Below are 20,505 nucleotides of genomic sequence, written 5' to 3' on the forward strand. Positions count from 1 at the left end.
AAAAACGTTCCAACAACCCCTCTTGCATGTATCCGAGGGAATCCGGGGCGAGGAGAGCGGGCCTCCTTCCCGGGCTGCGGATCCGGTGCCAACATCGCAGGTGACGGACAGCAGAGCCGACGTAAAACGTTTTTTGATCCGTGAGGGTGACCGAGCCGCACCCGGAAGGACCAACACCGTGATCTCACCCGCGCTGCAGCAGCTCTTCGACGCCCCGCCCCGGGACTTCGGCCCCACCCCGCTGTGGTGGTGGTCCGGCGCCAAGGTCACCCGCGAGCAACTCGCCTGGCAGCTGCGCCGGTTCGCGGACGGCGGTGTCCACAACCTCGTCGTCATCAACCTGGCCCCGGCCGGCCCGGCCTTCGGCGCCCGCACCGACGACCCGCCCTGGTTCGGAGAGGAGTGGTGGGCCCGCTTCACCGACACCTGCCGGATCGCCCGGGACATCGGCACCCGGCTGTGGTTCTACGACCAGATCGGCTTCTCCGGCGCCAACATCCAGGGCGCGGTCACCCGCCGCCACCCGGAAGCCACCGGCCGCGCCCTGCGCTCCCGAACGGCCACCGTCACCGGCGGCACGATCCCCCTGCGCGGAGCCGAAACCCTCGTCGCCGCCTACGACTTGGAGGGCCGCCGCCTGCCCATGGCCCCCGGCGTCCCGGCCGCCGAGGGGACGGACGTACGGCTCGTCGTCGCCGTCCCCACCGCCTTCGACTACCTGGACCCGGACGCCGTACGACTGCTGCTGGACGCCGTCCACCACGAGTACGACCGGCGTGTCCCCGAGTACCTGGGCAACGTCATCGCGGGCAGCTTCCAGGACGAGCTGCCCGGCACGAACTCCTGGAGCCACCGCTTCCCCGAGGAGTTCCGGGCGCGTCGCGGCTACGACCTCCTCGACCATCTCCCCGCGCTGTTCGGCCCGGTGACCGCCCGCGCGGCGAAGATCCGCGCCGACTACTACGCGGTCCGGGCCGAACTCACCGAAGAGGCCCTGTTCAAGCCCCTAGCCGTCTGGCACGACGAGCGCGGGATGCTCATCGGCGCCGACCAGAGCCACCCCGCGCGGGCGGGTTTCCCGGCTCAGTCCACGCAGATCTACACCGACTACTTCCGCACCCACCGCTGGTACGGCGCCGCGGGCAGCGACCACCACGGCGACTCCAAGGTCCACTCCTCCATGGCCCACCTCTACGGCCACGAGCGGGTCTGGATCGAGGCGTTCCACTCCTCCGGCTGGGGCGGCACCCTGGCGGACACCTACGACTGGCTCCTGCCCTTCCTGCGCAGCGGCGCCAACTTGTACAACCCGCACGCGAGTTACTTCGGCACCGCGGGCGGCTGGTTCGAGTGGGCGCCCCCGTCCACCGACTGGCGCCAGCCCTACTGGCAGCAGTACCCGGCGTTCTCCCGTGCCGTCGCCCGGATCTGCTCGATCATGTCCTGGGGTACCTACAGCGCCGACGTCGCGGTCCTGCACCCCACCGCCACCATGCAGTCCCTCATCCCGCTGGACGCCCCCGTCCAGCACTTCGGCGACGGCCGCCTCGGCGACGACCACGCCGACGTCGACGAGACACAGCGCGACTACCTGGACCTGTGCGGCACGAACAACTGGCTTGCCCCGCACGTCGGTTCACTCGACCGCCACCGCATCGCCTTCGACATCATCGACGACGCCTCCGTGCAGCGCGCCACGACCACCGAAGGAGCCCTGCACGTCACGGACTTGGCCTACCGCGCGGTGCTGCTGCCCTCGGCGAGCGTCCTGGAGGAGGAGACGGCACGTCGGCTCACCCAACTCCTCGACGCGGGCGGCCGGGTGGTGCTCGTGGGCCGTCCGCCCGCTACGGCAGCCGGGCAGGCCGGTGACGACTCCGTCGTAGCGGCACTGCTGAAGCACCCGCGACTGGAGCGGGCGAGCGACGCCGAGGCCGGAGCGGCGGCGGTGGCCGACACCGCCGGTCACGCGACCGGCGAGGTGCCACTGCTCGTCAGGAGAAAGGGAGTTGAGGCGGTCGCCCTGGTGACCGGCACCTTCCCTGACGCCCGCACACTGCCCGGAGACGCCAACCACGAGGCGGACCCCGCGCGTTACGCCCACCACTCGACCGTCACCGTGGATGCGGTGGTGTCCGAGGCCGAGATCTGGAACCCGGCGACCGGCGACCGCCACCCGGCCCAAGTCACTGTCGCCGACGGCCGATCGACCATTGAGGTGCCCTTGGAAGGCGCCCCTGCCGTTCTCGTCGTATGGCGTGAGGGGAGCCCGCAGACGCACCGGACAGCCGTGCCAACACCCGTGCCGGAACGGACGATTGACCTCTCGACCGGTTGGGAGGGCCGCCTGGTCCCCACCATGGACAACACCTGGGGCGACCTGGCCCTGCCCGCCGGTTCATCCATCGCCGAACCTCAGATCTGGACCATGCGGTGGACCGAGGCCGAAGCCCCCGACGCCAACTGGCAGCAGACACGGGTGACTTACGGCAACCGGGTCCGCGTCCTCCCGCCGGTTCCGTCCGCGCAGGCACCCGACCCCCTCGACGCACCCTCCGTCGAACAGGTCCTCTCCGGAGACCTGCCCCTCACCCCCGCTGACTGGAGCGTCTCGCTGTACTCGTCCAGCCGGGGCATCCCGGACCCGGACGGTCTGCTCGGCAACAAGGGCCTGGTGACAGAGGAGTTCGTACGTGTCCCCGTCCCCGGGCCCGGTATGGTCGCCCGGGTCCGCGCGATCGTGGAGACGGACCACCGTGGCCCCGCCGAGCTGCACCTCGGCGCCGCGGCCACCAAGCGGGTGTGGTGGAACGGCGAGCGCCTGGACACCGGCACCGGCTATCTCGCCACCGCCCGCGTGCAGATCGGCCGGACCCGCAACGTCCTCGAATACGAGCTGGGGGACGCCCAGGACAGGCCGCTCCTGATCTCCGGCACGGCGGGCACACCGTTGGGCAGCTACTTCTGCCTGACCCGCCCGGACGGGTTCGGTTCGCGACCGCAGTTCATGTGCCTCCCCGAGGACGTACGACCGTCCGGCGGCGTGACCTATCGGGGGCGGCTGCACGGCCCCGGACAGGCGGTACTTGTCGTGGGCGCGGCGGTGGGCGTCACCGTGCTGCTCGACGGGGCGGTCGTCGCGCGCCAGGAGAAGGTGGAGTACTACGAGTCCGACTGGGGCGCGGTGCCGATGTTCTTCCGGCACCAACTCGCCCTCGGCGAGGGCGAACACGTGCTGGAGGTGGTGGCCGACGCCGTCCATCCACGCGACGCGGTGTTCGTCGACTGCGTGGCGGGCACGGCGAACTCGCTCGCAAGCGGCGCAGGTTGGGAGGCCGAGACGGGGGAGTGGAGCGGCCGTACCGTCGAACACGAAGGCCGGTGGGGGGAGTTGCAGCACTGCTACGCCGCCGTACGACCGCACCCGTTGCCGGACACCGAGTGGCTCACCGGCGCACCGGTGCTCGGCACCGCCGTACTGCCGCTGCGGACCACGGACACCGTCCGCGAACGCGCCCAGCGCTTCCGCTTCACCGTGCCGCCGGGCACCGAATCGCTGGAACTGCCACTGGAGTTGCCCGCGAGGGTACGGGTCGGCGATGGCGCCGAGACGTGGTTGGACGGCCAGTTCCTGACGCTGGAGCAGCCGCTCCCGGTACCGACGGAGGTCGAGGTCGTCACCGCACCCACCGCAGTACTTCGCGGCGGCTCCGCCTGGCGGGGACCGGTGCGCGTCCGTACGGAACCGGCGCAACTTCCCCTGGGTGACTGGCAGTTGCTCGGGTTGGGTGGCTGGAGCGGTGGTGTGACGTACTCGCGGGAGGTGGAGGTACCGGCCGGTGCGGACCCGGTGCTGGATCTGGGGCGGGTGCGCGGCAGTGTGTCGGTCGTCGTCGACGGGGAGTGTGTCGGCGAGGGGTTCTGTCCTCCGTACCGCTTCCAACTCCCCGGTACAGCAGGGCGGTTGGTGCGTCTGGAGGTGACCGTGAACAACACCCTGGCCCCCTATCTCGCCGAGGCCACCCCCACCGCCTGGGCCTTCCCGTCCCAGCTCTCCTCGGGGCTGCTGGGGCCGGTGACGCTACGGGTTCGGGACTGACCGGGGTCGAGTGGAGTCCCGTAGGACGAGGTCGGGCGCGAACACCCGTGTCTCGTGGGCGTGTTCGGCTCGTGCCTCCACCTCGTCGAGGAGCATTCCCACGGCCGCTCTGCCGAGTTCCTCGACGGGTTGCCGGACGGTCGTCAGGGTCGTACCGACGAAGCTCGCGATGTCGAGGTCGCCGTAGCCGACCACCTGAACCTCCTCGGGTATTCGTACGCCCCGTTCGCCGAGGCCTCGGCACAGGCCGGCGGCGAGGAAGTCGTTGGTGCAGAAGACGCCGTCGGGCAGGTCGTCGAGTGTGCGGGCGATCTCCAGGCCGTAGGCCACCGTCATCTCGTCGGCGACGACCTGGCGGACCCGTGCCTCGCGGCGGGTGCGGACGGCCTGGCGGGCGCCCTGGTAGCGGTCGGCGCACTGGACGATGCCGCGCTCGCCGTTGACGACGAGGATGTCGCGCGCCCCGCAGTCCAGGAGGTGCTGTACGGCGACCCGGCCGCCGGCGATGTCGTCGACGGAGACGGAACAGCCGTCCTGGGCCGGTAGCGCGCGGTCCGCGAGGACGAGTGGGATGCCGCGTTCCCGGAGTCGGGTGAGGCGGGTGGGGTCGGCGCCGAGGGGGACGACGACTGCTCCTACAGCCCGTTGCTCGATCAGCATCGTGAAGTAGCCCTGCTCCCGCTCGGGGGCGTCGCCGCTGTCGCAGAGCACGAGGGAATAGCCGTGGTCGTAGGCCGCGTCGGCGGCACCGCGGGCGATGCGTGAGTAGAAGGAGTTCGCCACGTCCGGGAGGACCAGGCCGATCGAGGACGAGTGGCCGGTGCGCAGGCCCGCGGCTCCCGGATGCGGCACGTAGTCGAGTGCGGCGACCGCGTCGCGGACCCGTTCGGCGGTGCGGGCGTTGACGCGCTCGGGCCGGTTCAGGACGTTCGACACCGTGGAGACCGAGACTCCCGCGGCGGCCGCGACATCCTGGATGCGGGCGGGGCGAACCTGAATGGCGTCCACCCCCTCGCTGTGACAGCCGTGCGACCAGGCACGACGCGGTTCTCATGGGCGGCGTCAGTCTACCCCGATGGTTGTTGCAACGTTTTCTGCCGGGTGCCTTGGAGAGGCAGGTGCGGTGGCCGAACCTGCCTGTGATCAACAGGGTTAACATGGGGTTATGGCTGAGGGTTCCGGGGTTGATGCCCCGATGGAGGGCGACCGCCCGCTGAGGCGCGACGCCGCCCTCAACCGGGAGAAGATTCTGCGTGCCGCGCGGGAGGTCTTCGGCCAGCACGGGCTGCGGGTCACGCTCGACGACGTGGCCCGGCACGCGGGGGTCGGCGTCGGGACCGTCTATCGGCGATTCCCGGACAAAGAGACCCTGGTGCGGGCCCTGTTCGAGCAGGATCTCGGGATACGGCAGGCGTCGGCGGAGCGGGCGCTCGCTCATCCCGATCCCTGGGAAGGGTTCGTGGACTTCCTGATGGAGATGGGGGCCGATCTCGCCGAGAACCGTGGCCTGCAAGAAGTGATCATGCTGGGGAGCCACAGTTCCGAGCCCATGGAGACGATGCGCGGCGGGATGCTCCCCTTCCTCGAGGCCCTGATCCAGCGGGCGCAGGAGAGCGGGGACCTGCGGGCGGAGATTACCCCCTCCGACGTCCCCGTCATCGTCCAAATGCTCAGTGCGGCAAGCCAGTTCACCCAGGGCAAGCGGCCCGAGGTGTGGCGCCGCTACTTCGAGATCATCCTGAACGGCATCCGGCAGCGGCCCGACAACCTCCCGCTGACGACGCCTAGTTTGAGCAACGAGACGGTGGAGCAGGTCATGGGTCTGGTCAGGCCCGCTTCGACGAAGGAGTAGCAGGCCTGCCGTACGCGCAGACCTGCTACCCGTGTTGTTTCAGGAGGACGGTCCCCAGTCGGTGCCGCTTGGTGTGGCCGAACTCGGCGTCGTCAGAGGCAGGTTGACGAAGGACGCCGCCTGCGGGGAGTGCTCGACGGTGTAGACGCCGCCGGCCAGGTTCGCCAGTTCCTGCGGGGTCGGGGCGACGGGGAAGTGGAAGTCGGCCGGGGGTTGGCTGTTGATGCTGATCTGGATCCGGTAACCGGCCTGGATCTTGGTGAAGTTGGAGAGCAGGGAGATGTCGTAGCGGGTGGTCTGGCCGGGTGTCACCGGGTGCTGCGATGCCTGGGTGAAGGGGTGATTGGGCTTGAGCAGAGTGCCGTTGTCGCCGTACCAGCTCTCCTGAGTGTCCAGAGTGCGCTGGCTGCCCAGCAGGATTCCGTCGGCCTGCTTGGTCACCGTGCCGTCCGGGGCGACGATGCTCAGCTTGGCCGACAGTTCGGTCTCCGGTGTCGTCGACTTGGCGTAGAGGGTGACGTCGGTCGGGCCGTTGAGCAGGGCCGCCTTGGTGAGCGGGGCGGTGGTGTACGTCAGGGTGTTGGCCGCGCTCGCCGCGCTCCAGGAGAGCGAGTCGCTGCCCTCGTCCGTCGGTTTGCCGGGGGTGAGTGAGCCGTCGCCGAGGTAGTAGGTGCGGGCGTCGGAGGACAGGGGCCAGGCTGCGCTGTCGACCCAGGTGTTGGCGCCGTTCTCGAAGAGGTGCAGGGGAGTTGAGGTGTTCGCCATGCCGGTGGGCGCGTTCTTGAGCCAGGTGTCGAACCACTCCAGGCGGATGCCCTGCAGTGTCGCCTCGTTGACGTGCTCGCCGTGGGTCCAGGGGCCGACGATCGCCTGGTAGCGGCCGGTGACGGGATCGTCCGAGGAGATCGGATCGGTCAACGGCCGGTGGTAGTAGGCGTTTTGGGCGGACACGTAGGCGCCGAGGTTGCCGCCGGGGAAGAGGTCGTTCCAGCCGGCCTCGGTCAGTGCCGGAATGTTGTTGCCCACGATCTTCGGTACGAGCTTCTTCTGGACGTTCAGGGACTGCCAGTAGGCGTCGTTGTACGAGCGTGAACCGCCCGAGGCCTGCTGGGCGATGGTCACCGACTGCGGGTCGGTGGCGGGGTCGTCCTCGGGGCCGCGCGGCTCGGCCTGGGCGATGCCGGCCACGAAGGGGGTGGGGATACCGCCGTTGCCGGTGAGGTCGTTGTAGAAGTCCGAGTCGGTGCAGAACGGGGTGATGGCCTTCAGCGCGGAGTTCTTGCCCACGGCCGCCGCCGTGAACCACTGGTCGACCCCGAGGTAGGAGCAACCGTCAAGCCCCACCTTGCCGTTGGAGCCGGACAGCGTGTGCGCCGCCCAGTCGACGAGGTCGGCCCCGTCCTTGCCCTGCCGCTCCCCGAACCAGTCGACCTGACCGCCGGAGTCACCGGTGCCGCGGACGGCGGAGGCCACGTAGATGTAGCCCCGCTGCACGAAGTACGTGCCGCTGTCCGTGGGGTCGGAGCGCTGGGCGCCGTAGGGATTCTGGGTCAGGAGGACGGGGAACGGGCCCGACGCGCGGGCGCCGGTGGTCGGGTCGGTCGGGTAGACGACCTCGACGGCGATCTTCACGCCGTCGTCCATGGTGACGGTGGTGTGGACGGGCGCGCTCGCCGCGTAACTGGCCGCGGGCGGCGTCCAGTTGGCCGCGTGCGCGGGGAGTGCGGTGGCTGTCGTCTGGCCTGCGGCCACGAGGAGGAGCACCGCGGTGGCGCTGCTCAGTACGGTGACTCTGTGCGGCAGCCTGATCCGGTGGTCTGCTGCCTTGGGCGTTTTCATGCGGCTCCTTGGGACGGGTGGGGGGTTCGTCGTGATGCCGTCCGGGTCAGGCCGTCTGCGCGATGGCGTGACGGTCGCGGTTCAGGGCGAAGAGCGGGAACACGTCGCGTCCGCGGATGTCGTTGGTCAGCTCCGCCAGGACCAGGTAGAAGGCGACGGCGGCCAGCACGATCTCGACGTAACCCGCGGTGTGCAGCACCGAATCGCTCGGGACACCCGCGCTCGAAGCGCCCAGGTAGGCGGTCACCAGCAGCACGATCGTCAGCGTCAGCAGGGTGAACGCGCTCACGATCACCGCGTTCGTGCCCAGGCTCGCGATGCCGAAGACCAGCGTGACCACCAGCCAGCCGATGAGGAACAGCCCCAGCGACTGCATCACCGCGTGTCCGCCCGCGGCCGCCGAAGCCTCCGCCGACGCCCCGCCGGCCTTCGCGGCGGCCGCCGCGGCTCCCGCGATGTGGGGTGCCGCCCAGAACTCGATGACGGTGTAGCCGAGCCAGAACGCCCCGTACGCCGTCAGGAACGCGGCCGCGAACGTCGCGCCGGACGCCAACGCGAAGAAGCCCGCGACGAGTTGGACGATGCCGCCGTAGAAGAAGGTCCCCGCCAGCACGATCGTGCCGTCGGCCGCGTCGATGACGCCGGCGGTGTGCAGGCCCAGGATGAGCGAGCACCACGCGAATCCGGCCGCCCCCACGGCTGTCGCGTGACCGATGTGTGAGGTGGTGACTGTCGGGACCGGCGGGCTCTGGGCATCGTGAAGCGACACTTCGGTCATGGTGATCAACCCTTCTGGAATGTCGACAGCGGGGGCGCTCGGCCCGTGCCGTCAACCGAATGGTCGGTAGTTTGGGAACGGCCGGTTGGGGCTGTCAAGGGATCGAACCGAAGTGGAAAACGCCCTCGATGACGTCTCGGCGGCGACTGTCGACGCGGTGAACGCGGCACGGGGGCGACTTCAGGGGCGCGTCTTCAGCGCGCGAATCCCGGGCATCGTCCCTGGTGGGAAGGGGTGCCCGTCGTTTCGCCCGGAGAGGTCGGACGGGCGGTGAGTGATCGTCCGGGAGGGGCGTGTCGTAGGGCTTCCCGGGCCGAAGAAAGTGGAGATATATTCTCCGAAACGGGGGTGGAGGGGAGCTGGGGGTAGGTCCGGCTCGCGCCGGGGACGTAGCTGAAGACGGTGGACGTGGCTCGGAGCGCGGCGACGCCGTTGAAGCCCGCGTGTTGCACGACGCCGATGATCCGGGCACCCTCGTGCCGCTCCGACTGGTGTGAAGTGTCTGGACACCCCGCAGAGACCGACCAGTTGGCCGCTGATGCGCTCGCCGGAGATCAGAACCCCGAGTTGCGCCATGGGCGGCCCCGGTTGGCCGGGTGGGCACCCCAATCACCCTGGGTATAAAGGCTTATGACGTGGTGTCACCTTTACGCGGGGGTAAGGGATGGAACAGCTCAACTCCTTGGAGCCGCAGCGGATCGCGGCTGTCTTCCGGCCGTCCGCACCTGTCGGCATCCGGTGGGCGATGCGCCTGCTGCGCAGGGTGCCGCGGTCGCGCAGAGGGGCGGCTCGCCTGCTGATCCGCCTGCTGTACTCGCCGCTGACGGCCAAGACCAAGATTCTGCTGATCAGTCTGGTCTCCTCCATCACACTGCTGGGACTGGCCGAGGCGGGCGGCGCGCTGGTGTCGTCGGCCGGCACGGATGAACGGTGGGCCCTGGGCTATCTGTTCTCCGACAACGCCGAGCCGAGCGGCGTGACCCTGTTCCTGCTCCAGGACCCGGCGGGCCTGATCGTGCTGGCGGTTGTCTTCGTGACCCCCATCTTCTGCTGCCAACAGGTGCAGGCCATCGCCGACTTCGTGCGGATGAACGAGCGCAACGGGGGTGCGGAGAGACTGTCCGCCGAACAGATCGGCCGGCTCAATCGGCTGGTCGACCGGACCAACAAGTGGTTCGGCGCGTTGGGCCGCCGGACTGTCTCCGCGGCCATCATGGCGGCCATGGCGATCGGTACGACCTCGCTGTACGTCTTCGTCAACACGCATGGCCTCATGCAGACGTGGAACCCGACCAGGCTCTCCGACTCGGTCTGGCGCTCCGAGGTCTACACCGGCTGGTGGGCCAACCGGCAGACCCACCCCGAACTGGCCCTGGCCTTGTGCGCGGCGGGCACGTACGCCTTCTACTTCCTGGCAAAGCAACTGGTCATGGGCGTCGTCTTCACCGTGTACCTGTACCGGTCCGAAGCGATCGGCTTCGGGGTCACCCCGAACATGAAATTCGACAGCGACGGGTTCCAAGGACTGCGCCCCCTGCGTCAGTTCATGCTCTGGACCTATGGCTCTGCTCTGGCCCACTTGATCGGCCTGCTGGTCCTCTTCATGGTCTGGTTGCCGGCGGCGTCGTGGATGGTGTTCATCGTGCTGGGGGTGATGGTGGTCGACATGCTGGTGATCGTCTACCCGTCCTCGATCGGCTACCACTCCGCGCTTGCCGTCAAGCAGGCCCACGTCAAACTGCTGTACCAGACTCTTTCCGGTGAGGAGTGCGGCGCGGCGATAGCGCAGGTCTGGGCCGGTCCGGTGCTTCCGGTCACGACCCGCAAGGCCATGACCGGAATCGTCGCCTACCTGCTGGTTCCCGCGGTGCCTGCCCTGATTCCGGTGCTGTTCCAGCGGCTCTGACGCCACGGCCCGGGCTGGGAGTTGCCCGTCTACTGTGCCGGGTCCGCGGCCTCTGCTGCGGGCTCGGGCAGGGCGTCCTTCCCCAACGATTCCGACGATTCCGACGGCTCCTCCGGCTCCGACGGAACGAAGAACGCGAGGACCAACGGCACCGCGCCCAGGCCGAAGATCCACCAGAACGTGCCTGAGAACGCGGCGAGTTGGGCCGTCGCCGTGGTCGTGCCGTCGAGCAGTTTCTGCAGGATCATGGCGACGACCGCGACCCCGAAGGGCGCGCCCACGCGTTGGACGACGCTGAACGCCGCGCTGCCCCGGGGAGTCTCGGCGTGGCTCAGGCCCGCGAGGGCGAGCGTCATCACCGGAAACGTGGTGGCGGCGAAACCGAGCCCCTGGGCGAACTGCGCGGCCAGCAGCACCGCCGTACCGCCGTGTGCGTCCGCGAGGGCGAACGGCACGGTCCCGATCATGGTCAGCGCCGCTCCGGCGGCGATGGCGAACCGGCTGTCGAACCGTGCCGCGACTGGGCGCACGGCCACGACGAAGAACATCGTGCCGAGCCCCTGCGTGATGAGCAGTACGCCCGTGTGCAGGACCGTCTCGCCGCGAACCTGCTGGTAGAAGAGGGGGAGCAGGAACGACAGGGCGTACGTCGAGAAGCCGCCCGCGAACGTGATGACGCTGCCCAGGCCGAAGCCGCGCCGCGCGAACACGCGCACGTCGATGAGGGCGGGACGGCGGGCGCGCAGCGAGTGGACCGTGAAGGCGGCGAGCAGCGCGGCGCCGATGACGAGCGGGAGCCAGGCGCCGACGGCGGCGAAGCCGTCCTCGCCGGATATCCCGCTGATGCCGTAGGCGACGGCGACGACGGCGGGCGTGAGCAGCAGGAGGCCGGGGACGTCGAGCCGGTGACCGCGCTCGCCGGCGGTCGCGGGCAGCAGGATCCGGCCGAGGGCGAGTCCCGCCAGGCAGACCGGGACGTTCACGAGGAACAGCCAGTGCCAGCTCAGCGACTGGACGATGGCGCCGCCGAGCACCGAGCCGAGGACCGGCCCGAGCAGGCCGGGAAGCGCGACGGCCGCCGTGGCTTTGTGGATGCGCTCCGGTCCGGCCGCCCGCGTGACGATGGAGAGCGTGATCGGCATGACCATGCCCCCGCCGATTCCCTGGAGCACCCGGAAGGCGATGAGCGCGGGCAGTGAACCCGCCAGCCCGCACAGGAGCGAGCTTCCGAGGAAGGCGCCCACGGCGAACAGCCAGGCGTTGCGCGCGCCGAACCGTTCGGACAGCCACCCGCTCACCGGGATCACCGACACGAAGGCCAGCAGATAGCCCGTCGCGACCCATTGCGTCCGGGCGACCGAGGAGTGGAACACCGCCTGCAGGTGATCGAGGGCGATGTTGACGATCGTCGTGTCCAGAAGGGTCGTGAACACGCCGAGGGCGAGGACCAGGCTGATGAGGTTCAGCCGGCGATCGGGCACCGGTGCCGTGGCCTGCGAGGCCGTCACTATCGGAGTCATGGCGGGGACACTACACCGTGCAGTGTAGTTGCTACACCGGTCGGTGTAGGGTTTGCCGCGGAGGTGCGGATGAGCGCGGTGGGCACGGAGAAGACGGTGCGCGAGGGGTCCCTTGAGAAGCGGACGGCGATCCTCGTCGCCGCGCGCGAACTGTTCGTGCATCAGGGAGTGGACCGCGTGAGCATGGACGCCATCGCGGCCCGGGCCGCGGTCTCCAAGCGCACCGTGTACGACTACTTCGGCGACAAGCGGCGCCTCTTCCTGGCCATCCTCGCCGACGTGTCCCAGTCGATGCTGGACACCGTGGGCCGCGCGCTCGACGAGCACCTTCCGGAGGATGCGCGGATCACGACGGTGCCCCAACTGGAGCGGTCCCTAACGGAGTTGGCGGTCGACCTGGGTACGTCGATCGTGGGCTCGGCCGACTACGCGGCCGGGTTCGCCCTCGTCGCCCAGGAGCGCCTGCGGACCCCGACGACCCGGGACGACATCGCGACGGGGGCGGTCGAGGAGGTCTTCGCGGAACGCCTGGCCCACTTCGCCGACGCTGGACTCCTCGAGACGGACGACCCGCGACTGGCCGCCGACCACTTCTTCGCCCTGACCGTCCTGTTGGCCTACGACCGTCAGCCGGTGCCCGCCAACCCCGACCCGGAACGGGTCCGTCAGACGATGATCGACGGGGCTCACGCATTCATCCGGGCGTATGCGGTGCGGTAGGAGTGCGTGAGGGCGTGATCAGCGGGCGTTCCTGAGTCACCGGGAAAGCTCTGCGGCGCCTCAACGCCAGGACTGCGCCTGGTCGTTGGCGTCGTCGGCGCGCGATGTGTCCGCGCCTTGCGCCGCCGTCTCCTCGGTGGTGGGACCCGCGGTGTGCGCCGTGCGCAGCTGCTCCGCCGCCCAGTGGGCCCACTCCTGCTCCAACACCCGCTGCCGGATGCCGTGTTCGAGGACGAGCCTGCCGCACACGGTGAGCATGTCCTTGTCCCACTCCTCCGTGTCGCGGAGGGCGACCAGGGCATCGTGCTCCTTGGCCGAGGCCTCCGCGTGGTCGAGGAGCCGCTGGACCGCTTCCTCGCGCGGCAGGAGTCCCAGGAAGAAGGTCTGCAGGAGCATCGGGTTGCGCAGCGGCCTGCTCTCCCGGTTCTCGGACAGCCAGCGCACCGTCTCCGCGTGCCCCTCGGGCGTGAGCGAGTACTGCTTGCGTCCCCGGGGGCCCTCCTCCGTGACCTTGATCAGACCCGTCGCGTCCAGCTTGGTCAGCTCGCCGTAGATCTGGCTCTGCTTGGCGGGCCAGACGTAGCCGAGCGAGGTGTCGAACATCTTCAGCAGGTCGTAGCCGCTGCCGGGGCGGAAGACGAGGAGGCCCAGGAGGGCGTTGCGGAGGCTCATGCGGACCAGCCTAACGCCTGTCACTCCAATATTGACAGGTCGAAAACTACCCATGCGGATTCTGTGCGTCCGGGAAGGGGGTCGCGTGGAGGCCGGGCGCGGTCGAAACAGTTTGCCCAGGTAGGGCCGGTGCGGGTCCGCGAGGGCGGTGGCGCGGCGGACTTTCGTTCAATATTCCATTCTTGACATGTTGATTGCGGAGCGTCTAGCTTCCACCTGTCAAAGTTGGAACATCGAGTTGCGAGGAAGTTCAACGTGGGCATCATGGGCTATTTGCGCGGTTTCTACCCATGGATCGCGGCAGGATTCGTCTCCGCCGTCGACTGGCGCTGGGGCGCGGTGGCCGGCGTCGTCGTCGGCGTCCTGCTGCTTCTCCAGGACCGGCGCAGGGGAGTGGCGATGGACGCGATGGTGCTGGAGATCAGCACCATCATCTACTTCGTCATCATCGGGGCGATCGCCTTCAGTTCGCCCGACTCGTCGATCCAGGACCACAGCGACGTCATCTCGTTCGTCTGGCTCGCCGGAACGGCCTGGGGCAGCATGGCGCTCCGCAGCCCGTTCACGCTCGGCATCGCCCGTCGGCAGGCGCCCGAGGAGTACTGGGACACCCCGGGCTTCCTCGCCGTCAACAACCACATCACGGCCGCCTGGGGTTCCGGCTTCACGTTCATCGCCGTCGTCCTGGCCATCAGCAACGCGACCGACGCCCCCGCCTGGGTCGGCATCACCGCGCACGTCGTCGGCCTGGTCGCCCCCGCTGTCTTCACGTCGATCTACCCCAAGCGTGTCCAGGCGCGCCTCGAAGCCATGCAAGCAGCGCAAGCCTGACCAGCCGACCCAAGGACTTCCCCATGAGTACGGACAAGACCCCACCGCCTCCGCACCTGGCCGGCAACTTCGCCCCGGTCCCCGACGAGATCACCGTCACCGAACTCGCGGTCACCGGAGCCATCCCGCCGGAACTCACCGGCTGGTACCTGCGCAACGGCCCCAACCCGCACGAGGCCGCCTCGGCCCACTGGTTCACCGGCGACGGGATGGTGCACGGCGTCCGCCTCGACGCAGGCAAGGCCATCTCGTACCGCAACCGCTGGGTCCGCACCCCCACCCTCGAGACGGGCGCCCAGGTCTACGGCCCGGACGGCGGGATGAACCTCGCCGCGGGCGTCGCCAACACCCACGTCATACGACACGCGGGGCGCACCCTCGCCCTCGTCGAGACGTCCTTCCCGCAGGAGTTGAGCTGCGAGGCGGGTCGCGAACTCGACACGGTCGGCCCCTACGACTTCGACGGCCGCCTGCGCACCCCGATGACCGCCCACCCCAAGACCTGCCCGGTCACCGGTGAGTTGCACTTCTACGGCTACGGCGGGCTCGCGGCGCCGTACCTCACGTATCACCGTGCCGACGCCGACGGCGAGTTGACCGTCAGCCGGCCGATCGACGTGCCGGCGCACACGATGATGCACGACTTCCACCTCACCAGGAACCATGTCGTCTTCATGGACCTGCCCGCCGTGTTCAGCATCGAGCGGGCCATGGATCCGAACGGCGGCATGCCCTACGTCTGGTCCGACACCTACGGAGCCAGGCTCGGCGTCCTGCGCAGGGACGACCCGTACGGCGACATCCGCTGGTTTGACATCGACCCCTGCTACGTCTTCCACACCCTCAACTCCTATGAGGAGAACGAGGGTCGGAGCCTCGTCCTGCTCGGCATGCGGTACCCGTCCCTGCGGGACGGCGCGACCGTGGCGACGGCGGCTCACCTGTGGCGGTGGACCATCGACCTCACCACCGGCGCGATCAGCGAGGAGCAACTGGACGACCACCCGGGGGAGTTCCCCCGCATCGACGACCGACTCGCGGGCCTGCCCGCCGACTTCGGCCACGCCACCGCGGCACCCGTACCGGAACTCCCGCAGTACGACCCGGACGAGTCGCGCGCGGCGATCCACCGGTACGACCTCCGCAAGTCGAGCGTCGCCAGCCACTACTTCGCTCCCGGACGCTTCCCGGGCGAGGCGGCCTTCGCCCCCGCCGACGATCGACCCGGCGGCCCCGGCTGGCTGATGACCTACGTCTACGACGCCTCGACCGACCGCAGCGACCTGGTCGTCCTCGACGCCGACAACCTCACCCAGGAGCCGGTGGCCACCATCCACCTGCCCCGCCGGGTACCCGCCGGATTCCACGGCAGTTGGCTCGTGGACGCCTGACCCACCGCACCCCGCCGACGTCATGAACGCTGAGCCGTCCTCCGGGCCCGAACGCCCGGGTTGTCCGGAGGACGGCTCTCGTCGGGGTGCCCTGAACAGTCGTAAACAGGTGCCGAAAGGGACGCATGATGGGGGACGCCGAGGGGGCGGCACGCACGGAGGACGCGAAGCTGACGCGTGCGGCTCAGGCGGGTGAAGTCGCCGCGCTGGGGCTGCTGTTGGAGCGACACCGGCAGGGGATGCGCGCGGTGGCGGTGAGCATCCTGGGGCCGGGCGCGGATGCCGACGACGTGATGCAGGACGCGGCGCTGACGGCGCTGCTGCGGATCGGGGACGTACGGGACCCGGAGGCCGTCGGCGCGTGGCTGCGGACGATCGTGCGCAACGCCGGTCGGCAGGTAGTGCGGGAGGCGGCCGTGGTCCGGCCTGTGGGCGAACTGCCCCTGCAGTCAACGCATTTGGGACCGGAACAGTGGCTGGAGCGGAACACGCTGCGCGACTGGGTCTGGGAGGCTCTGGAAGAACTCTCCCCGGTGTTGCGCATGCCGCTGGTGCTGCGGTACTTCGCCACCGGGGTCACCTCGTACGAACGGATCGCGGAGGTGTGCGGGGTGCCGGTCGGCACGGTACGCAGCAGGCTGAGCCAGGGCCGGACCAAGCTGGCGGCAGCCCTCGCCGCCACGGCGGACGCTCCGCACGGAGATGCCCAACAACGCGTCCAGGCCAGCCGAGTTGAGGCCCATGAGCTGCTGGCCGCCGTAGGACGCGAGGGACTTGGACCGGGTGCCGACCTCGCTCCGGGCCGGATCAGTGTGCTGCGCTGAACTCCCCGAAGTAGTGGCCCAGTTCGATGTCCGGGACCAGGGCCGGGTGCGTCGGCCGCCATCCCGTGCGCTGCCGGGTCAGGGCGCTCGACGCCGGGCTGTCGAGCGAGACCAGCGGGGCGAGGAAGCCGACGAAGTGTCGGCTCGCTTCCTCGGGAGTGAGACTCACGGCGGGGACTTTCAACTGGCGGCCGATGGCCCCCGCGATGTCCCGAAACGGCACCCCCTCCTCGGCGACCGCGTGGAGCGGCGTACCGGCCGGGGCGGATTCCAGGGCCAGTCGGTACAGGGTCGCCGCGTCACGGCGGTGCACCGCCGGCCACCGGTTCGAACCGTCGCCGACGAAGGCCGACACACCCGTCGTACGGGCGACGCCGATGAGCGTTGAGATGAATCCGCGCGCGTCCCCCGGCCCGTGCACGGTCGGGGCCAGGCGTACCGAGGACGACCGCACTCCGCGCTCGCCCGCGGCGAGGACGGACGACTCGACCTGGAGCCGTAGGGCCGTGACGGGGGTGGGGACGGTCGGGGTCTCTTCGGTGAGCAGGTCGCCCGGTGTGCGGCCGATGACTCCCGAAGTGACCACGAAGGGCTTGCCCGTGCCCTCCAATTCCGTGGTGATCGCCTCGACCGCGTTCAGTTCGGCCTTCGCGCGGGCGACGGGGTCGGTGGTTTCGGAGATGTGCTGGTTCGCGGCGTAGACGACACCGTCCACCGCCGCGGCTCCGGCGCGCAGGCTGTCGGCGTCGCCGATGTCGCCGCGGTGCACGTCGGCGCCGGATCGCGTCAGCGTGTCGGCGGCCGGGTCCGAGCGGGCGAGGCCGAGGACCTGGTGCCCCGCGTCGAGGAGTTCACGGACGACGGCGGAGCCGATGTAACCGGTCGCGCCCGCAACGAAAACACGCACAGTGGAGATCCCCCAGGTCGGTTCGGGTCGACCCGGCGGCCATGGGCGACGGGCTCACGGACCACGCTAGGAAGGGCCCGGTCGGGTGTCCAAGTCCTGTGTCGCATAAGGCGATACGCGGCAGGCATGACCTCAGGTGGGTGGGCCGAGGTGGGCGCTTCGGCGGGGAAACGGCAGCGGCGCCAGGATCCGTACCCCCAGATCCTGGCGCCGCACTGTCCGCCGAGTCGCCTCCCAACCAGGCGGCAGGTCAGGTCAGTTGATGGTGTAGCTGTCCCCGTAGACCTTCCAGTTCAGCGGTGTGTTGAGGTCGAAGTTGCCGTTGCGGAGGAAGACGCGCTGTTCCGTGTCGACGCGGGTGGTGTCGCTGTGGGCCTCCTCCTGCTTCATGGCCCACACGCGGGCGTCGAGGAACGCGTTGAGGTACGTCGTCTCGTTGCCGCCCTGGGCCGGCGGCTTGGCCGAACGCAGGGCGCGGGCGCGGATGTTGCGGAAGCTGGTGGGGTCGTCGCCGTCGCCGTGCATGACGATGGCGTCGTAGTACGTGAACTGGCCCAGCACCCGCAGCCCGTCTGTCTTGCCCTGGCTGACGGCGGGGTTGAAGTACACGCGGTCGCGTTCGTCGTTCTGCGCCTGCTGGAACACCGTGTCCTGGGCCGCCGTGCGCCAGTCCTTGGGGAAGTTCGGGTCGAGGCCGGAGTGCGAGTCGGTGCCGTTGACGTTGCGGAGCGCGGGGAGGTACTTGGCGAGGACGTTGCCGGGCTTGCGGGTGGCGTAGAGCTGGACGAGGTCGAGCATGTCGCCGGTGCCGGAGCAGAAGCCGATGATGCCGGCGGTGTAGCCGCGGCCGTCGCCTATGTCCTCGATGTACTTGTACTGGGCCTTCCAGTCGAGCGAGGAGTTCTCCGCGCTCGACACCAGCTTCATGGCGATCTCCTTCTTCGCCGGGTCGTCGAGGCCGATCGCCTTGGCGGCCGTGGGGGCTGCCGAGGCCTGCGGGGCGCGGAGCAGAGGTGCCGCGGCGAGCGACACGCCGATGAGCGCGAGGAGCGTCCGACGCGAGGGGCTTGTCGGCTCGGAGATCGCAGGGTCGTGGAACGGGTGGACCACGGGGACTCCAAAGGGTGGTGGGGGGTGGGGAGTTGGTCGTACCGTCGAACTGATAGGAAAGTTAACTATCAGAGGTTCGGCGCCGAGGGCACCCACCTGGAGCCAAGTTCGTAGCTATGAACGAGAGTCGCGTACCTGTGCGAGGGCGATGCTTGATGGTTTGCCCGTGCTTGTCGCGTCGGTCATCTCGGCGACGTGTGAACTCCGGGCTCTGGACGGCCGGTTCACCGATCGGTGCGGTCGGTCGAGTATCGATCACCGGAGCGTCGGGAAGCGTGCCCCTGGCAGGGGCAGGCTGTGCGCGGGCGGCGGCTCCAGACTCGGAACCACTTCACCACTCGTAGCACCGACGAAGAGGGAACCGCCATGCCCACGCTGTACACCACCGAGGCCCTGTCGACCGGCGACGGCCGCAACGGCGAAGTCCGTTCCGTCGACGGCGTGTTGGACGAACTCCTCGCCGTCCCGAAGGAGATGGGCGGCCCCGGCGGCGACCGGACCAATCCCGAGCAGCTCTTCGCCGCCGGATACGCCGCCTGCTTCCACAACGGACTGCGCCTCATCGCGGGCGAGCAGGGTGTCCAGGTGGGCGCCTCCACCGTCCGGTCGGAGGTCGGCCTGCTCACCCGGGACGCCGGCGGCTTCACCCTCGCCGTGACGCTCACCGCGCATCTGCCCGGCCTGGAACGGTCCACCGCCGAGCAGTTGGTGAAGGCCACGCACGAGGTGTGCCCGTACTCCAATGCCACCCGCGGCAACATCGAGGTCACTCTCAACACCACGGTGTAGTACGGGACTTGAGGCCCCGCGCTCGGTGAGAGCGCGGGGCCTTCTGGCTGTCCGGCGCGCCCGTACGGGGCGGACACCGTGCCCTGTCCAGAACTCCCGTATTTCGCGGATGTTGCGCGAAGTCTTGACGCGTCCAGTCTCGTTGCGTAGATATGACTGCGCAGTCATGACAGCGCAGTCATAGACCGGAGTCGGGCTAGGATGCGGCTGCCGGAGATCGGGAGACACCATGACACCAGTGGCAGGACGTGGGGCGGGAGCCGCGCCGCGCAGCGTGGACGTGGCACGCCTCGCGGGTGTGTCGCAGAAGACGGTGTCCCGGGTCATGAACGACGAGCCGTACGTCTCCGAGGACGTACGTCGTCGTGTCCTCGCGGCGGCCGGGGAACTCGGCTACCGCTCCAACAACGCCGCCCGCGCGCTCGCCTCCGGACGTACCCGGTCCATCGGCGTCGTGACGCTCGGCACCGCGCTGTACGGTCCCGCCTCGCTGCTCATGGGCGTCGAACGGGCCGTACGGGACACCGGTTACGCGCTCCGTGTCGTCAACACGATGGAGGGTGAGGCGGCGGGTATCGCCGGAGCCGTGGACTCGCTCCTGGATCAGGGCGTGGACGGCATCGTCATCTCGGAGCCGATCGACGAGGAGGGCGGGGCGGAGCTGTCGGCGCGGGTCGATGTGCCGGTGCTTGTCCTCGGGGCGCCGCCGCCGTTCGCCGCGCCGCATGTCGTGACGGGTGGGATCGTCTCGGGCCAGATGGCGCGGGCGGCCACCGAGCACCTGCTGGAACTGGGCCACACCACGGTCCATCACCTGGCCGGGCCCCAGCGCTGGTACTCGGCGCGGGACCGTCTCGACGGGTGGCGTGCCGCGCTCGCCGCGCACGGGCGGGTGGAGCCTCCGGTTGTCGAGGGGGACTGGTCTGCTGCGTCCGGCTATGCGGCCGGGCTTGAACTTGGCGTCGATTCCACCGTTACCGCGGTGTTCGCCGCCAATGACGACATGGCGATCGGGTTGATTCGGGCGCTTTCGGAGGCGGGGCGGCGGGTTCCGGAGGATGTCAGTGTGGTCGGGTTCGACGACACGCCGGTTGCCGCGTATGTGACTCCGCCGTTGACGACGGTGCGGCAGCCGTTCGATGCGATGGCGCAGGGTGGCCTGAAGTTGCTGGTGCATGCGATTGAGAACCCTGGGTCGGATCCGTTGCCGATGATCGACCCGCCGGTTGAGCTTGTTGTTCGGGCGTCTTCGGCGGCGCCTCGCTAG

16 protein-coding genes are annotated in these 20,505 nt (G+C 69.5%); 9 read left to right on the forward strand and 7 right to left on the reverse strand.

The window, feature by feature from the left end; translation table 11 throughout:
* The first annotated feature begins 178 nt into the window (after nt 1-178).
* Complete coding sequence (locus OO69_RS12175; RefSeq protein WP_033280518.1) at nt 179-4,099, forward strand: glycosyl hydrolase; 3,921 nt, start codon at nt 179-181, stop codon at nt 4,097-4,099.
* Here the strand turns inward: OO69_RS12175 and OO69_RS12180 are convergent.
* The gene (locus tag OO69_RS12180) at nt 4,082-5,107 is read right to left on the reverse strand and encodes a LacI family DNA-binding transcriptional regulator (RefSeq protein ID WP_033280519.1); all 1,026 of its coding nucleotides are present in this window, start codon (nt 5,105-5,107) and stop codon (nt 4,082-4,084) included. The two genes, OO69_RS12175 and OO69_RS12180, sit on opposite strands and share 18 nt — an antisense overlap.
* Before the next feature lie 157 nt (nt 5,108-5,264).
* Here OO69_RS12180 and OO69_RS12185 point away from each other — a divergent pair, with 157 nt between their 5' ends.
* On the forward strand, nt 5,265-5,951 hold the full coding sequence (locus OO69_RS12185) for a TetR/AcrR family transcriptional regulator (RefSeq protein ID WP_033280520.1): 687 nt from the start codon (nt 5,265-5,267) through the stop codon (nt 5,949-5,951).
* Between the two features lie 39 nt (nt 5,952-5,990).
* Here the strand turns inward: OO69_RS12185 and OO69_RS12190 are convergent, their stop codons facing one another.
* Complete coding sequence (locus OO69_RS12190; RefSeq protein ID WP_078652386.1) at nt 5,991-7,790, reverse strand: CocE/NonD family hydrolase; 1,800 nt, start codon at nt 7,788-7,790, stop codon at nt 5,991-5,993.
* A gap of 46 nt (nt 7,791-7,836) precedes the next feature.
* Complete coding sequence (locus tag OO69_RS12195) at nt 7,837-8,568, reverse strand: acetate uptake transporter (protein WP_033280521.1); 732 nt, start codon at nt 8,566-8,568, stop codon at nt 7,837-7,839.
* A gap of 745 nt (nt 8,569-9,313) precedes the next feature.
* On the opposite strand from OO69_RS12195, the gene OO69_RS12200 reads away from it, so the two are divergent.
* Complete coding sequence (locus OO69_RS12200; protein ID WP_158713375.1) at nt 9,314-10,474, forward strand: hypothetical protein; 1,161 nt, start codon at nt 9,314-9,316, stop codon at nt 10,472-10,474.
* A gap of 29 nt (nt 10,475-10,503) precedes the next feature.
* On the opposite strand, the gene OO69_RS12205 is transcribed toward OO69_RS12200, so the two are convergent.
* Nucleotides 10,504-11,994 carry an MDR family MFS transporter gene (locus OO69_RS12205; protein WP_063744430.1) on the reverse strand — a complete coding sequence of 497 codons (1,491 nt, stop codon included), beginning with the start codon at nt 11,992-11,994 and terminating at the stop codon, nt 10,504-10,506.
* A gap of 69 nt (nt 11,995-12,063) precedes the next feature.
* Between OO69_RS12205 and OO69_RS12210 the strand changes: the two genes are divergently transcribed.
* Nucleotides 12,064-12,714, forward strand: a complete 651-nt coding sequence (locus tag OO69_RS12210) for a TetR/AcrR family transcriptional regulator (protein WP_051800943.1) — start codon at nt 12,064-12,066, stop codon at nt 12,712-12,714.
* A 60-nt stretch (nt 12,715-12,774) separates the two neighbouring features.
* On the opposite strand, the gene OO69_RS12215 is transcribed toward OO69_RS12210, so the two are convergent.
* Nucleotides 12,775-13,386, reverse strand: a complete 612-nt coding sequence (locus OO69_RS12215; RefSeq protein WP_033280523.1) for a PadR family transcriptional regulator — start codon at nt 13,384-13,386, stop codon at nt 12,775-12,777.
* A 264-nt stretch (nt 13,387-13,650) separates the two neighbouring features.
* Here OO69_RS12215 and OO69_RS12220 point away from each other — a divergent pair, with 264 nt between their 5' ends.
* The 3 genes from OO69_RS12220 (at nt 13,651) to OO69_RS12230 (ending at nt 16,432) form a co-directional block, all read left to right on the forward strand.
* Entirely contained in the window at nt 13,651-14,217 is a 567-nt protein-coding gene (locus tag OO69_RS12220; RefSeq protein WP_033280606.1) for a hypothetical protein, read from the forward strand.
* A gap of 23 nt (nt 14,218-14,240) precedes the next feature.
* Nucleotides 14,241-15,608, forward strand: coding sequence for a carotenoid oxygenase family protein (locus tag OO69_RS12225; protein ID WP_033280524.1), 1,368 nt, complete (start codon nt 14,241-14,243; stop codon nt 15,606-15,608).
* Between the two features lie 128 nt (nt 15,609-15,736).
* The gene (locus tag OO69_RS12230; RefSeq protein WP_234444413.1) at nt 15,737-16,432 is read left to right on the forward strand and encodes an RNA polymerase sigma factor; all 696 of its coding nucleotides are present in this window, start codon (nt 15,737-15,739) and stop codon (nt 16,430-16,432) included.
* Here the strand turns inward: OO69_RS12230 and OO69_RS12235 are convergent.
* Nucleotides 16,416-17,339 carry an SDR family oxidoreductase gene (locus OO69_RS12235; RefSeq protein WP_033280526.1) on the reverse strand — a complete coding sequence of 308 codons (924 nt, stop codon included), beginning with the start codon at nt 17,337-17,339 and terminating at the stop codon, nt 16,416-16,418. The two genes, OO69_RS12230 and OO69_RS12235, sit on opposite strands and share 17 nt — an antisense overlap.
* 255 nt (nt 17,340-17,594) lie before the next feature.
* The gene (locus OO69_RS12240; protein WP_051800944.1) at nt 17,595-18,449 is read right to left on the reverse strand and encodes a chitosanase; all 855 of its coding nucleotides are present in this window, start codon (nt 18,447-18,449) and stop codon (nt 17,595-17,597) included.
* Between the two features lie 366 nt (nt 18,450-18,815).
* Here OO69_RS12240 and OO69_RS12245 point away from each other — a divergent pair, with 366 nt between their 5' ends.
* Nucleotides 18,816-19,238 carry an organic hydroperoxide resistance protein gene (locus OO69_RS12245; RefSeq protein WP_033280527.1) on the forward strand — a complete coding sequence of 141 codons (423 nt, stop codon included), beginning with the start codon at nt 18,816-18,818 and terminating at the stop codon, nt 19,236-19,238.
* Nucleotides 19,239-19,467: 229 nt separating this feature from the next.
* A complete protein-coding gene (locus tag OO69_RS12250; RefSeq protein WP_078652388.1) occupies nt 19,468-20,505 on the forward strand; it encodes a LacI family DNA-binding transcriptional regulator in 1,038 nt (345 codons plus the stop codon).

Source organism: Streptomyces sp. NRRL F-525 (genome assembly GCF_000716605.1).
In the GTDB taxonomy this organism is placed as follows: Bacteria; Actinomycetota; Actinomycetes; order Streptomycetales; family Streptomycetaceae; genus Streptomyces.